An 18,093-nucleotide genomic window follows, 5' to 3' on the forward strand; every position below is an offset into this window, starting at 1 on the left:
TTATTTAATGATAAAATTAGTTTAAAATAAAAAAATAACTATTTAAAATTAGTTTAAAATAAAAAAAAGAAAAAATAAGGATTTATAAAAATCCTTTAAATTTATTTTTTCCTTCTGGAAACTCCAAAACCGAATATTCCAAAGATTAAAACAACCAATAAAGCAAATAATGGATTTCCTGTTTTTGCCATTGCAGCAATATCCATTGTAACTTCATCAGAAATCATAATATCTTTATCAGCCGGACCTACAGGAGTAGGAACAGGAGTTGGAAGTGGATTTACAGTAACTGAAATATTATCATAATTGTTAGACATATTCAAGTCAACTGTACTTCCATTTACAAATACTTCATTAGATATTATACCTGTTTTTAAAACAATACATGTAATTTCCAATGTAGCATTGCTTTTGTTAGTTAAATTGCCAATTGTCCAAATACCTGTTGTCGGATTATATACTCCTACGCTTGCTTTATATGAAACAAATTTAAGAGCATCTGATAATTTATCTACTACATAAATATCTAATGCTGTGTCAGGACCATTGTTTTTAACAATAATAGTGTATATGATTTTATCTCCAACAGTTACTACATTAACATTTACTATTTTTATAACAGATAAATCTGCTGTTTGAGGAACAGTAATATTAACAGTAGCATTGTTGTTAGTTAAGTTAGGATCATAACCAGTTCCATTTACACTTACATTGTTTTGGATAAATCCTGTTTTAATTATTTTTACAGTAATAACTAATTTAGCTGTTTCATTATTAGTTAAATTACCGACTGCCCAAATACCATTTGTTAAATTGTAATATCCTTTAGAAGCATTAGCTGAAATGAATTTGAAATTATCTGCCAATATTTCAGATACTTTAATGTTAGTTGAGTTATCCGGACCGTTGTTTCTTACAATTATTGTGTAGGTTATTTCATCACCATAATTTGGAGTAAGATTATCTACTATTTTAATAATTTCTAAATCAGCGATATTTACATGTATTGTAGTATTTGAAGTGTTTCCTTCAGGATGTTCATCACTAGTGACATTTACACAATTGAAGATATCCTGACCGGTTGTACCTAATATTGCAGCATAAATATCTACAACTATCTTACTGCCAGTATGCATATTTCCTAATGAAATAATTTGAGTGTAATCAGTTAAATTACCTCCATTTATTCTGTAGGTTGCAGATTTAACATCCAACAATTCAGCATCTAAAATATCTTCTAAATTGACATTCAATGAATCTGAAGATCCACCAGCAATAACAGTAATGACAAAGTGTGCTGTGTCTCCAGGGTTAAGTGCTTTGATTTCAGCATCCTTAATCACAACCAAAGTAGTATTAGCCATTACATTAACTGTTTCATTATCTGTAAAGTTACCTCTAGCATCATCAACACCAGTAGTAATATTAACAGTATTTAAAACATTACCACGAACAGAAGCATTAACTTTAGCTCTGAAATACACAGTTATATTAGCACCTGCATTAATATCACCTAAACTGACAGATTCATTGTAATCCAACCAATCTACACCATTTAATGAATATTGTAAGTTAAGCAATTCATTACTGTTGAATATATCTTTTAGAACAACATCACTGGCTACAGAAGGACCGTAATTGTTTATAACAACAGTATAACCTACATTTTCACCAGCAACAATTATTGTTGAATTTGCAACTTTTACAATGTTTAACAATACTGATTCAGGAACATTAACACTAACAGAATCATTATTATTAGTTAAATTGGTATCATGACCAGTACCGGTAACATTAACATTATTGGTAATGTTTCCAACCTTAATAACCTGAACAACAATTTTCAAAGTTACACGTTCATTAGCATCCAAATCACCAACAAACCAAACACCAGTATCTGGGTTGTACTGACCATTAGAGCTGATGAATTTAACACCGTCAGGCAATAAATCACCAACAGTAACATTAAATGACTTATCAGGACCATTATTAACAACAACAATAGTATACTCAATCATATCCAAATACTTAGGAACAGAATTATTTACCAGCTTATCAACAGCCAAATCAACAATCCTCACATGAACACTAACATTAGAAGTATTACCTTCAGGATGCTCATCACTAGTAACATTAACTAAATTGAAAACATCTCTATCAGCAGTATCCAATACTCTAGCCCAAATATCAACAGTCACAGTAGTACCAGTAAGCATATTACCTAAATAAACATTACCATTATAATCTGCTAAGCCACCTCCATTTATAGAGTATTTAGCTGAATTAATATCTAACAACTTATTATCCAATATATCTCTCAAGTTAACATTCAATGAATCAGATGATCCACCAGCAGTTACAGTTATTATATAATGTATAGTGTCTCCTGGGTTTAACTCCTTAATTTCAGCATCCTTAATTACAACCAAAGTAGTATTTGCCATTACATTGATTGTTTCATTATCTGTAAAGTTACCTCTAGCATCATCAACACCAGTAGTAATATTAACAGTATTTAAAACATCCCCACGAACAGAACCATTAACTTTAGCCCTAAAGTAAACTGTTATGTTAGCACCAGCATCAATATTACCTAAATTAATAGCATCATTGTAATTAAACCAATCATTACCGTTTAATGAATATTGTAATCCAAGTAACTCTTTAGCATTATAAATATCTTTTAATACAACATCACTGGCAACAGAAGGACCATAATTGTTTATAACAACAGTATAACCTACATTTTCACCAGCAACAATTATTGTTGAATTTGCAACTTTTGTAATGTTTAATAATACTGATTCAGGAACATTAACACTAACAGAATCATTATTATTAGTTAAATTACTGTCATGACCAGTACCGGTAACATTAACATTATTGGTAATATTTCCAACCTTAATAACCTGAACAACAATTTTCAAAGTAGCGGATTCATGATTATCCAAATCACCAACAAACCAAACACCAGTAACCGGGTCGTATTGACCGTTAGATGAAATGAATTTTACACCGTCAGGTAATAAATCACCAACAGTAACATTAAATGACTTATCAGGACCATTATTAACAACAACAATAGTATACTCAATCATATCCAAATACTTAGGAACAGAATTATTAACCAGCTTATCAACAGCCAAATCAACAATCCTCACATGAACACTAACATTAGAAGTATTTCCTTCAGGATGCTCATCACTAGTAACATTAACCAAATTGAAAACATCCCTATCAGCAGTATCCAATATTTTAACCCAAATATCAACAGTCACAACAGTTCCTGTAAGCATATTACCTAAATCTAGACTTCCAGTCCATGAACCTTTATTTACACCATCAACAGCATATGTAGCACCAGCAACATCTAACAATTTAGCATCTAAAATATCTTCTAAGTTTACATTCAATGAATCTGAAGATCCACCAGCAATAACAGTAACAATAAAATGAACTGTATCACCAGGATTTAACTCCTTAATTTCAGCATCCTTAATCACAACCAAAGTAGTATTAGCAATTACATCAACTGTTTCATTATCAGTAAAGTTACCCCTAGCATCATCAACACCAGTAGTAATATTAACAGTATTTAAAACATCACCACGAACAGAACCATTAACTTTAGCTCTGAAATACACAGTTATATTAGCACCTGCATCAATATTACCTAAATTAATAGCATCATTGTAATTAAACCAATCATTACCGTTTAATGAATATTGTAATCCAAGTAACTCTTTAGCATTATAAATATCTTTTAATACAACATCACTAGCTACAGAAGGACCATTATTAGTAACAGTAACAGTATATCCAACATTTTCACCTGCAACAATTATTGTTGAGTTTGCAACTTTTACAATGTTTAATAATACTGAATCTGGAACAGTTACACTAACAGAATCATTATTATTAGATAAATTAGTATCATGACCAGTACCGGTAACATTAACATTATTAGTAATATTTCCAACCTTAATAACCTGAACAACAATTTTCAAAGTTGCAGATTCATGATTATCCAAATCACCAACAAACCAAACACCAGTATCTGGATTGTACTGACCATTAGAACTAATGAATTTAACACCATCAGGCAATAAATCACCAACAGTAACATTAAATGACTTATCAGGACCATTATTAACAACAACAATAGTATACTCAATCATATCCAAATACTTAGGAACAGAATTATTAACCAGCTTATCAACAGCCAAATCAACAATCCTCACATGAACACTAACATTAGAAGTATTTCCTTCAGGATGCTCATCACTAGTAACATTAACCAAATTAAAAATGTCCCTATCAGCAGTATCCAATACTCTAGCCCAAATATCAACAGTAACAGTAGTACCTGTAAGCATATTGCCTAAATAAATATTTCCATTAAAGTCACTTAAAATACCACCGTTAATAGAGTATTTAGCTGAATTAATATCTAACAACTTATTATCCAAAATATCATTTAAGTTAACATTCAATGAATCAGATGATCCACCAGCAGTTACAGTTATTATATAATGTATAGTGTCTCCTGGGTTTAACTCCTTAATTTCAGCATCCTTAATTACAACCAAAGTAGTGTTAGCAATTACATTAACTGTTTCATTATCAGAGAAATTACCTCTAGCATCATCAACACCAGTAGTAACATTAACAATGTTTAAAACATCCCCACGAACAGAAGCATTAACTTTAGCTCTGAAATACACAATTATATTAGCACCTGCATTAATATCACCTAAACTGACAGATTCATTGTAATCTAACCAATCTATACCATTTAATGAATATTGTAATCCAAATAACTCTTTAGCATTATAAACATCTTTTAATACAACATCAGTAGCTACAGAAGGACCATTATTAGTAACAGTAACAGTATATCCAACATTTTCACCAGCTACAATAACCGTGGAATTAGCTACTTTAGAAATATCCAAAATAACACAATCCGGAACACTAACAGTAACAGAATCATTATTATTAGTTAAATTAGTATCATGACCAGTACCGATAACATTAACATTATTGGTAATATTTCCAACCTTAATAACCTGAACAACAATTTTCAAAGTTGCAGATTCATGATTATCCAAATCACCAACAAACCAAACACCAGTATCTGGATTGTACTGACCATTAGAACTAATGAATTTAACACCATCAGGCAATAAATCACCAACAGTAACATTAAATGACTTATCAGGACCATTATTAACAACAACAATAGTATACTCAATCATATCCAAATACTTAGGAACAGAATTATTTACCAGCTTATCAACAGCCAAATCAACAATCCTCACATGAACAGTAGTATTGGAAGTATTTCCTTCAGGATGCTCATCACTAGTAACATTAACCAAATTGAAAACATCCCTATCAGCAGTACTTAACACTTTAGCCCAAATATCAACAGTCACAGTAGTACCAGTAAGCATATTACCTAAATCTATGCTTCCAGTCCACATACCTTTGTTTACACCGTCAACAGCATATGTAGCACCATCAACATCTAACAATTTAGCATCTAAAATATCTTCTAAGTTTACATTCAATGAATCTGAAGATCCACCAGCAATAACAGTAACAATGAAATGAGCTGTATCACCAGGATTTAACTCCTTAATTTCAGCATCCTTAATTACAACCAAAGTAGTGTTAGCAATTACATTAATTGTTTCATTATCTGTAAAGTTACCTCTAGCATCATCAACACTGGTAGTAATATTAACAGTGTTTAAAACATCCCCACGAACAGAACCATTAACTTTAGCCCTAAAGTAAACCGTTACACTAGCACCAACATCAATATTACCTAAATTAATAGCCCCATTGTAATCCAACCAATCTACACCATTTAATGAATATTGTAAGTTAAGCAATTCATTACTGTTGAATATATCTTTTAGAACAACATCACTGGCAACAGAAGGACCATAATTGTTTATAACAACAGTATAACCTACATTTTCACCAGCAACAATTATTGTTGAATTTGCAACTTTTGTAATGTTTAACAATACTGATTCAGGAACATTAACACTAACAGAATCATTATTATTAGTTAAATTACTGTCATGACCAGTACCTGTGACATTAACATTATTGGTAATATTTCCAACCTTAATAACCTGAACAACAATTTTCAAAGTTGCGGATTCATGATTATCCAAATCACCAACAAACCAAACACCAGTATCTGGATTGTACTGACCATTAGAGCTGATGAATTTAACACCGTCAGGTAATAAATCACCAACAGTAACATTAAATGACTTATCAGGACCATTATTAACAACAACAATAGTATACTCAATCATATCCAAATACTTAGGAACAGAATTATTTACCAGCTTATCAACAGCCAAATCAACAATCCTCACATGAACAGTAGTATTGGAAGTATTTCCTTCAGGATGCTCATCACTAGTAACATTAACCAAATTGAAAACATCCCTATCATCAGTATCCAATACTCTAGCCCAAATATCAACAGTTACACTATTTCCAGTAGCTATTGTGCCTAAACTCACACTTCCAGTCCACATACCTTTGTTTACACCATCAACAGCATATGTAGCACCATTAACATCCAATAAAGTTGAATCCAATATATCTTTTAAAACAACATTTAATGAATCTGAAGATCCGCCAGCAGTTACAGTTATTATATAATGTATAGTGTCTCCCGGGTTTAACTCCTTAATTTCAGCTGTTTTATCAACTTTTAAAGTACTGTTAGATATTACATTTACATGTTCTTCAGCACTAAATATTCCTCTTGCATCATCTGTGTCTGTTGTAATATTTACTATATTGTGCACAATTCCTCTTGTAGAAGCATTCACCATTGCTTTAAAGTAAACAAGTATGCTGCTTCCAGAATTCATATCACCTAAATTAATTTTAGCTCCTTTAGTATATGGAATCCATGTAATATTATCTAAAGAGTATGCTACAACAGTTAAATCTTTAGTTTGATAATTATCAGTTAAAACCACATTAGCTGCAGTTGAAGGACCCTGGTTTGATACAAGTACCTGATAAATAACTTCTTCTCCAGCAACTACATTTTTAATACCGCCAGTAATGTTAATAACACCGCCAATAGCTACTTTGTTTACATTTAATATTACACAATCAGGAACTGTTATTGTAATATTATCATGGTTATTAGTTAAATTTACATCATAACCGCTACCAGTTACATTTGCATTATTTGTAATAATTCCAGGGAAGATTGCTTGTGCTGTTATAGTTAAAGTTGCACTTTGACCTTTAGCTAAATGACCAATAAACCAAATTCCAGTTACAGGATTATAATTTCCACTTGCACTAATAAATCTTAAAGTATTTGGCAACATATCACGAACAGTAACATTAAATGAATCATCTGGACCATGATTTGTTACAACAATTGTATAAATTACATTGTCTAAATATTTGTAAATCACTTTATCTGATGTTTTGTTAATAGCTAAATCAACAGTATTTACATGAACTGTTTTATTAGATTCATTAATGAATCCTTCTTCATTTTCAACAATAGCTTTGTTAAATATATCTTTATTTGCACTGTTTAATGCTTTAACTTCAATAGTTACAGTTACTGAATTTCCTGTTTTTAAAGTTCCAATATTATATGAACCGTTCCATTTTCCTACATAATTTCCATTTACATAGAAAACAGCATTTTGAGCATCCAATAAGCTTTGATCTAATTTATCAGTTAAAATAACTCCTAATGAATCAGATGAACCTTCAGCAGTAATTACAATTGTATAATTGAATAAATCTCCAGGATTAATAGCATCAACATTTGAAGTTTTATTAATAACTAAAATTGAGTTATCAATAGCTTTGACTGTTTCATTAGCTTCAAAGTTACCTCTTGCATCTTTTATGTCAGTTGTGATTCTAACAGTGTTGTTAATTAATCCTCTTGTAGAGTGATTTACAGTTGCTCTAAACAGAATCATTACTGCTTCATTTACATCAATGTCACCTAGTGCAATTCCATTATTATATTTTACCCAGTTGCCGTTTGAATTATATTCCATGTTAAGCAATTCATCAGCATTGAATAAATCAGTTAAATAAACATTAGTTGCTACAGAAGGACCATAATTAGATACAATTACAGTATAAGTTATTTTTTCACCAGCAATAACCTCTTTATATGGTTTTTCAGATATTACTCCATCAGTAACTACTTTAGTAATATTTAAGATTACACAATCCGGAACAGTTATATTAACACTTGCATTGTTATTTGAAAGGTTACTGTCATAACCAGTGCCATTAACTGATACTTTGTTTTCAAATTTGCCAATATCTATTGTTTCAGCAGTAATTGTAAGAGTAGCTATTTTATTAGAACCTAATTCACCAACATTCCAAATTCCAGTAGTTGGATTATATGTACCTGTTGATGTTATGAATTTTAAACCATTTGCCGGCCAAATATCTTTAACAACAACATCTGCAGATGCATCAGGACCATTATTAACAACAGTGATTGTGTAAGTTATTATTGAGCCATATAATGGATTTGCATTATCAACTACTTTTGTAATAGCCAAATCAACTAAAGGAGTTACTTTAATTGTTTCAGAATCATTATTATTTGAGATGTTTGAATCAAATCCAGTACCATTAACTTTAATATCGTTTATAATAGTTACATTTGATTTTGCAGCTTTTGCTATAAGAGTAATTAAAACTTTTTCGCCATTAGCTAGTTTTTCACCATTTATTGTGATTTTATTATTGGATATACTAAGAGTCCATCCACCAGGAACATTAGCATTAATAAATTCCAATCCTTCCGGTAAGTTGTCAGTAGCTATAATATTAGTAGCTATTCCCGGACCATTGTTAATAATTTCAATAACATACTCAACATTATCTCCATAATTATATGTTTTATTTTGATGATTAGCTGTTTTGTTAATTGCTAAATCAATTACATTAATTGGAACAATGTTTGTATCATTAGCTGTTTTGTTATCTGAATTAATTACAGATGCAAAGTTTGTAATGCTGTTTAATTTTCCAACATCAACATATGCTTTGACTGGAACTGTAATTACCACATTAACAGTCGTTCCAGAAGAAAGAGTTCCTAAGTTTACACTTCCTATCCAAACACCTTTATCTATTCCATTTATAGAATAAGTTGCCTTATTAACATCAAAGAATATTTCACTTAATTTATCAGTTAAAATAACATCTAAAGAATCTGACAATCCTCCAGCAGTTATTTGAACAGTATATTTAATTACATCTCCAGGATTTACAAGAGCAGTATTAACTACTTTTGTGATATCTAATGTAGTGTCTCCTTTAACATTTACAGTAACATCATCTTCTAAAGTACTGTTTTCTCTTAATTTTGTTGTAGAGTTAATAATAGCTTTATTTATTATATTTCCACGAATAGTTGTTTTAATAAATCCTTCAAATAATATTGTTTTACTTTGACCATTAGCTAATGTTCCAATATTAATAGAAGCATCATAACGAGTCCATGATTGACCATCTAAAGAATACAACATATTAGTTAATTCGGAATCATTATAAATATCTGTTAAAATAATATCACGTGCATATGAAGGTCCATTATTAGTAATTACTATTTCGTATTTAATAATTTTACCAGCAATTGCTTCAGTAATATTGATTTTAGTAATATGTAATTCAGCTAATGTAGTAACATTTTTAATGTTTGTAGCTTCATTATCCTCAAGTTTTAATTCACCAGTGGTTGTGTTGACTCTGACAGTATTGTTTAATATTGTATCATCAACAATACTTCCATCTAAATATCCTCTAATATAGACAGTTTTAGAAGCTTTAGAATTGATACTTCCTAAATCAATAGGATTAGTGTAAACATTCCAAGTTTTACCATCTAAAGAGTATTCTAAATTAGTTAAATATTCTGAATGATAATATTCATTTAATTTAACATTTTGAGCAGTATCTAGTCCGTTATTTGTAATTATAATTGTGTAGTAAATATCTTCACCAGCTATAACTACTTCATTATTACAGTTTTTAACTACACTAAGATCAGCTTCAGTAACATGAACTTCTTTGGTTGTTTGAGTAGTGTATGTCCTATTATTTGAATTTGTTCCATTAATTGAAACATAAGCTACATCAACTGAGTTTATAAAGTTTTGGCCAATTGGTGAGTATTTTACTCCATCTATCTCCCATTCAGCAAATGAAACTTGATATGTAAAAGTGAATTTGTCACCAACAGTTAAATTAAGACCAGTAATTGTAAATGTTCGTGTATTTTCATCGAATTTAACAATCCATCCATTTGATTTGGAAGTTGAATTGATACCAGAGTATTTTAAACCTAATGGCAGCACATCTTTAATTGTAATATTATATGCCATTCCATTTCCATTATTTGTAATTACAATTGAATAAGTTGCATTTTCATAGTATTCATATTTTTGTTTATCTGATGTTTTAACAACACTTATATTAGGTTCAGCTATTTTAACTTGTGCATTAGAATTATCTATTTTATCATCATTTAAATATAATTCAACATTATTAGATTTAATAGATTGTGCTTTGTTAGATTGATCATTTAAGACAACAGCAGATAAATTAAATATGATGTTGTCAGAATATTTGTAAGAGGTAGTATTTCCAAAGTTTATAGTTACAAGGTTTCCATTTACACTGACATCACTGATTAAAGTACCATTTGATAAAATAACTGAATTTTCAAGATATTCAAATCCTTGTGGAAGGATATCTTTAACCTGCAAATTAGTGTAATTACCTTTAGGTAACTTTACCATAATTTGATAAGTTACATTTTCACCAATAGTTGGTGTAAATATGTTGCCGTCTTTATTGCCAAGTGTGGTTCCAATTACTAATTTAGTAATAGTCGGCATTTTAGTTTTTAAAGTATCCTTACTTTCATTATAGTAAATTCTACCATGATCAGGTGCAGAATATCCGACAACATAAGCCATATTTACATACTGACTTCCAATTTGGATATCTGACCTTATAACAAATGAATATTTTGCATGAATTATATCTCCAGGATTTAACTGAGCCACATCAATTTCAACATGAGAACCAATCCATCTGATTTTAGCATCAATTGGATTTCCATCAGCACCAGTTACTTTGACAACCACATTATCTTCACCCGGTGTTTGACCAATAAATGAAGCAAGATCTTCCAAATCATCAATAATAGTCACTTCAAATAATGGAGTTTTACCGTTGTTTTTAACAATTACATCAAATGAAACATGATCTAAACCTTCAACTTCAGTTACATTGAATTTTTTAGTAATGTCAGCTGTAGGTTCTACAATTGTAACCTTAGCACTAGATCTGCCCATAGTCTTATCATTTAAGAACAATTCCACATTATTGACTTTTACAGCACCTGCCTTATTGGACGGATCAAAAATTGTAGGTCTGGCAGTTAAATTAATAGATAAAATACCATTTGCAAAGCTACTAGAATGAACATTGTTAACTGTAATAGTTATATCATAATTATTTACATTTACAGTCCAATCTTTACCATTTACTAATTTTGTACCATTTACATAAAATGCATCTGCACCAATATACTCAAATCCCTGAGGCAAAGTATCCTTAATCACCAATTTAGTATAATTACCAACAGGCAAAGTTACATTAACACCATAAATTACCTTTTCACCGATAGTTACATTATCCCTACCATTATCAATAGATGAATCAACAACCCATTTAGTAATTGCAGGAAGTTTAGTTTTTAAAGTGTCCTCATCATAATTATAGTAATTTCTACCGTGATCAGGTGCGGAATATCCGACAACATAAGCCATATTTACATACTGACTTCCAATTTGGATATCTGACCTTATAACAAATGAATATTTTGCATGAATTATATCTCCAGGATTTAACTGAGCCACATCAATTTCAACATGAGAACCAATCCATCTGATTTTAGCATCAATTGGATTTCCATCAGCACCAGTTACTTTAATAACCACATTATCTTCACCCGGTGTTTGACCAATAAATGAAGCAAGATCTTCCAAATCATCAATAATAGTCACTTCAAATAATGGAGTTTTACCGTTGTTTTTAACAATTACATCAAATGAAACATGATCTAAACCTTCAACTTCAGTTACATTGAATTTTTTAGTAATGTCAGCTGTAGGTTCTACAATTGTAACCTTAGCACTAGATCTGCCCATAGTCTTATCATTTAAGAACAATTCCACATTATTGACTTTTACAGCACCTGCCTTATTGGACGGATCAAAAATTGTAGGTCTGGCAGTTAAATTAATAGATAAAATACCATTTGCAAAGCTACTAGAATGAACATTGTTAACTGTAATAGTTATATCATAATTATTTACATTTACAGTCCAATCTTTACCATTTACTAATTTTGTACCATTTACATAAAATGCATCTGCACCAATATACTCAAATCCCTGAGGCAAAGTATCCTTAATCACCAATTTAGTATAATTACCAACAGGCAAAGTTACATTAACACCATAAATTACCTTTTCACCGATAGTTACATTATCCCTACCATTATCAATAGATGAATCAACAACCCATTTAGTAATTGCAGGAAGTTTAGTTTTTAAAGTGTCCTCATCATAATTATAGTAATTTCTACCGTGATCAGGTGCGGAATATCCGACAACATTAGCCATATTTACATATTGACTTCCAATTTGGATATCTGACCTTATAACAAATGAATATTTTGCATGAATTATATCTCCAGGATTTAACTGAGCCACATCAATTTCAACATGAGAACCAATCCATTTGATTTTAGCATCAATTGGATTTCCATCAGCATCAGTTACTTTAATAACCACATTATCTTCACCCGGTGTTTGACCAATAAATAAATCAAAGTCATCTAACCCATCAAAGATAGTTACATTAAATAATGGAGTTTTACCGTTGTTTTTAACAATTACATCAAATGAAACATGATCTAAACCTTCAACTTCAGTTACATTGAATTTTTTAGTAATGTCAGCTGTAGGTTCTACAATTGTAACCTTAGCACTAGATCTGCCCATAGTCTTATCATTTAAGAACAATTCCACATTATTGACTTTTACAGCACCTGCCTTATTGGACGGATCAAAAATTGTAGGTCTGGCAGTTAAATTAATAGATAAAATACCATTTGCAAAGCTACTAGAATGAACATTATTGACTGTAATAGTTATATCATAATTATTTACATTTACAGTCCAATCTTTACCATTTACTAATTTTGTACCATTTACATAAAATGCATCTGCACCAATATACTCAAATCCCTGAGGCAAAGTATCCTTAATCACCAATTTAGTATAATTACCAACAGGCAAAGTTACATTAACACCATAAATTACCTTTTCACCGATAGTTACATTATCCCTACCATTATCAATAGATGAATCAACAACCCATTTAGTAATTGCAGGAAGTTTAGTAGTGAAACTGTCTTTTGCAGTATCAGTATAATTTCTACCATTAGAAAGTGCAGAGTAACCTATAACATTAGCTATGTTAGTATAAGTACTGCCTATGACTACATCTTCCCTTACTTTAAATGTAAATCTATAAGTTAATGATTTGCCTATACCAAGTTCAGCAATATTTATGCTTACAATATTGTTATCCCATGTTGGAGTTACAATAACACCACCAGATGTAACATTGACACTGCCACTGACAAACTTGTTAATCAGATCACTTAAATCATCACTAAGTGTTACATTAAATAATGGGGACTGACCATTGTTAGTTACAGTAATATCAAAGTATAGTACATCTCCACCAATAACAGTACCTACATTGAAGTTTTTAGTAATATCTATGACCGGTTCAACAACACTAACAGCTGCATTAGATACAGATTCATGATCATTCCAAGTAAGTACTGCTTTATTAGTTTTAACAGCACCTGCTTTGTTATTGTTAACATTCAAAACAGTAGCATTTAAAAATGCATGGAATTGACCGCCATATTCTTTAATAATTTCATCTGCAAATTCAGAAGCAAATGTTAATTCCACAATATTTCCATTTACAGTTACAGTATAATCCTTACCTTCAATAGCTTTATTTTGAGTATTTCCTTTGTAAACTACAATTGAACCATCAATGTATTTTAAACCCTCTGGAAGAGTATCAGTAACTTTTAAAATGTCGTATTTTCCAACAGGCAATATTGCAGTTATATTATAAGTTACATTTTCCCCAATAGTTACCTTATCTTTACCATTTACAATAGTAGTGTTAAATACTGTTTTATTTACCTTAGCATCATAAGTATGTAAAGTACTGCTTGCCTGGCTGGAATAATTTCTTTTTTCATCAAATTTAGTTTCATTGAAAATAGAATAATAATCTACTTTAGCTATATTTTTAAATTCTTTTCCAATAACAACATCACTTTTTACATCAAATGTGAATTTAGCACTAACACTTTGGCCAGCTAAAAGTTCACCAACATTTAATGTAGCTATATCATTATTCCAACTGAAAATAATTTTACCTGTTTCATTGCCTTTTAGTATAGTTACACCTATATCACTTCTACTATTTACAAAGGTTTTGATAAATTCTGTTAAATCATCTGTAATAGTAGTATTATGAGCAGTACCTTTACCAGTGTTAGTTATAGTAATTGTGAAACTAGCTTCATCATTACCTTGAACTATATTAGGTTCAAATATTTTACTTATGTCTATTTTAGGTTGATATACATTAACATAAACAGTGTTAGAAGTTAATGTATTATTTGTCCAAGTAATACTTGCATAGTTACTAGTTGTTGCACTATCTGCACCAATCGGAATAACATTTTCATTATTAACAACAGTATAATATGCATTAATAATTAATTGATTATTTTTAGTATAATCTGGTATAATATCACCATTAAAGTTAATGGTTAAATAACTTTTTTCAGGATGAGTAGTACTTGGAGTATAAGTTACTGTATATGCATATTCAGGAATAACCACACCCTCACTAGTAGTTATTGTAAAGTTAGTATACTTAATTCCATATGAAGTATCTTTAATAACTAAGTTTGGAATCCTTAAGTCGGGGAAGTTTACGGTTATTCTATAAATACCTATTTCACCAACAAACAGTATATTAGTATTGTCAGTAACATTAGATCCAATGAAGTCTTTTGTAATTTCTAATCCTTTAGCTATAATAGTTGCATTATCCCTATACTTATCTTTGTTATTTGCAAAGTTTGTACTATTAGGATATGCTGCAAAGTTTGTAATCCATACATTGTTAACAATACTTTCCTTTGGGATTAAATATTCACTAAACCTGACAGTATATATAATACTGCAAGAAGTGTTTTGAGCTAATTGAGATATCATATATCCTTTTGTAAATAAGTCATCTTTAAATGCAGTAATATCAACAACAGTTCCATTTGAGTAAACTAAACTAACAGCTTTGACATCTGCTTTTGTAATTCCATTTGAAGTTGTTTTGTTAACAAAATCATCAGCTACAATTATATCATAAGCAGTAGAATGACCTGTGTTAGTTATAGTTATATTATATTTAACATCAGTTGCATTTTCAATATTTTCTAAAATTTTTGTATCATTTACATGCTTTGTAATTTCCAATTCAGGTTCATTAGTAAGCATCAGTACAATATTTGAACTTGCATATATTACATCAACAGAATCTTTAAATTTCATTTCAGCAAGATTAGCTAAATTAAGCTGATCTGCCATAGGTTCTGAGGATACCTGAACTGTCAGCCATAATTTAACATTCACATGATTAGCCAGATTATCCAAAGTATTTCCAAAACTAAATGAAATTGCATTATTGAAATTATCTATATTAATTTTAGGAATAATAACTTTACCGGTGTTTTCATCATATAAAAATCCACTATTGTTTGCATAAGCCCAGTATCCACCTTCAGGAATTACTCCAGTAGTAGAATTAACTAAATTAAATCCTTTTAAGTTAAATAATGGAATTGGTAAATAATCAGTAACAGCAAAATCATGTACAGAACCTGTAGGGAAATAAATATCCAATGCAAAAGTTATGTTCTGACCAGGATAAACTTTATAAAAATCAGCAGGACTTATGATTTCACCATTAACTGCAACAATATCTTTCTTAAGTGTGACACTTGGAACTTTTAATTGTGTATAACTGCTATCAGAAACCGTATTGGTTGTATTTAAAACATCAGCTGATGTTTTAATATGATTAATAACTAAATCATTTGATACAACAGAAGATCCGTTTGAATAATAAATAATAACTTTTGTAGCAAAATTCAAAGATCCTACCATTGCACCTTCATTAATACTTCTGTTTGTATAATATCCGCCTGTTAAGCTTGTACTTATATTGTTATCTTTCAGGAATTTTGAAATGTAAAATGTAACTGATTTATCAATGCTTCCTAAAGAAACAACATTGTAATAACTTTCATTTAATTCATATGTTTTTCCATAAACTGATAAAACAGGTTTATTCTCAGTTAAGAACTTTTGAGCTGAACCTACTTTATGAGTGTCAAATTTATCATAAATTACTAAATTATCAAAAGCAAAGTAATCAGAAATCTCAAAATCAACTTTATAATTAATTGAATTATGAGGAACAACAGTATATGTTCCATCAATAGGTGTGCTTAAAATTTCTGCATATTTTTGAGTAGCTAATGATTTTAAATATACATTATAACTATCAGATACATCATAAGTATTATTAGCATAAGTATAATCCATATTTACAGTATTTTTAGCAACAGTACTTACACCAGTTTCAGAATCAATAATAGTTATATTATCATCTGTACTATTATCAAATTCTGGAGCATATGCTTTATACCTTAAACTAAGACTTGTACCACTTAAATCTCCAGTAGCTTCTTTTAATTTTAAAATTATTTTTCCGCCAGTTTTATTACCGTCAGGTTTTTCAACAGTATATAAACTGGAATCTATGATTTTTCCTTTGGAGTCATATAAAACCAGACTGCCCAAATACATTATATTAGATGGAAGTACATCTGCAATAGTGATATTTTCAATTTTTGCACCATTAGCTATGTTAATATTTACATAATACTCAAATGGGAAATTTGAACCTGTAGCAGTTTCATCTTCATGAAGGTTTGAATCTTTATCTATTTTAACAACAACCGGATTTACCCAGCCTGTGACAGTTTCTCCATAAATTGGAGGATAATTCACCGGATCATCAATATGACCGTTCCCATATCTAAATACAGGAGTAACAGTGAAATTAAGTAATTTTCCTATCTCCAAAGCCCCAATACTTGAAGTAACATTTAAAACAGCATCTGGAGCATCAACCGGGAAACTACCTAAAGGATACTGAAGAATATAAAAAGTACTGTTTACAGGACCATGTACTTCTTTTTTAGTAAATGGATCAATTAATGTATATAAACCTGTTGCATTATTATAAGTACTTTCATCAAATACTCCAACTTTTATCGGAACTATATTTCTATTAGAAAATGAAACGGTAAATTGTGTTAATTCTTCAGGAGCTATTAGCTGAACATAAGGCTGAAATCCAGTAACATCTCCTAAATTCTTAAATACCATTTGGAAGTTAAAGGATTCATTGATAAATACATCTGCAGGATTATTAAAAGACATATCATTACCATTTTCGTCTTTTAAACTAATATCTGGAACAGACGTATTATCATTTTCTACAATAGGACCTTCTTTAATTGGAATATCCCAAATAGAATTATCTCCAATAACGACTTCTTCACCATTATCATTTATGATAAGTTTATCGTAAGTTAAATTAGCATTTTCAACAATAACTGTATCTGAATTCCCATCAACATCCACTCCCTGAATATCTAAAGAATCTGCTTCATTAACACCATAAACTGAACCACAAAAGATGAATAATAGACTAGCTATTACTAATACTTTTAAAAAATTCATCTTAACACCAATATACTAATTTAAACAATAAATCTAAAATTATACAATTATATAT

Annotated in this window: 1 protein-coding gene; it reads right to left on the reverse strand. The window is 30.0% G+C overall.

Annotation, left to right across the window (positions count from 1 at the left end; genetic code table 11):
* Positions 1-101: 101 nt before the first annotated feature.
* Positions 102-18,038: an isopeptide-forming domain-containing fimbrial protein gene (locus ACMC9J_RS01275; protein ID WP_427003412.1), complete on the reverse strand. Its 17,937-nt coding sequence runs from the start codon at positions 18,036-18,038 to the stop codon at positions 102-104.
* Positions 18,039-18,093 lie beyond the last annotated feature (55 nt).

This window comes from Methanobrevibacter intestini (assembly GCF_047402955.1).
Classification (GTDB): domain Archaea; phylum Methanobacteriota; class Methanobacteria; order Methanobacteriales; family Methanobacteriaceae; genus Methanocatella; species Methanocatella intestini.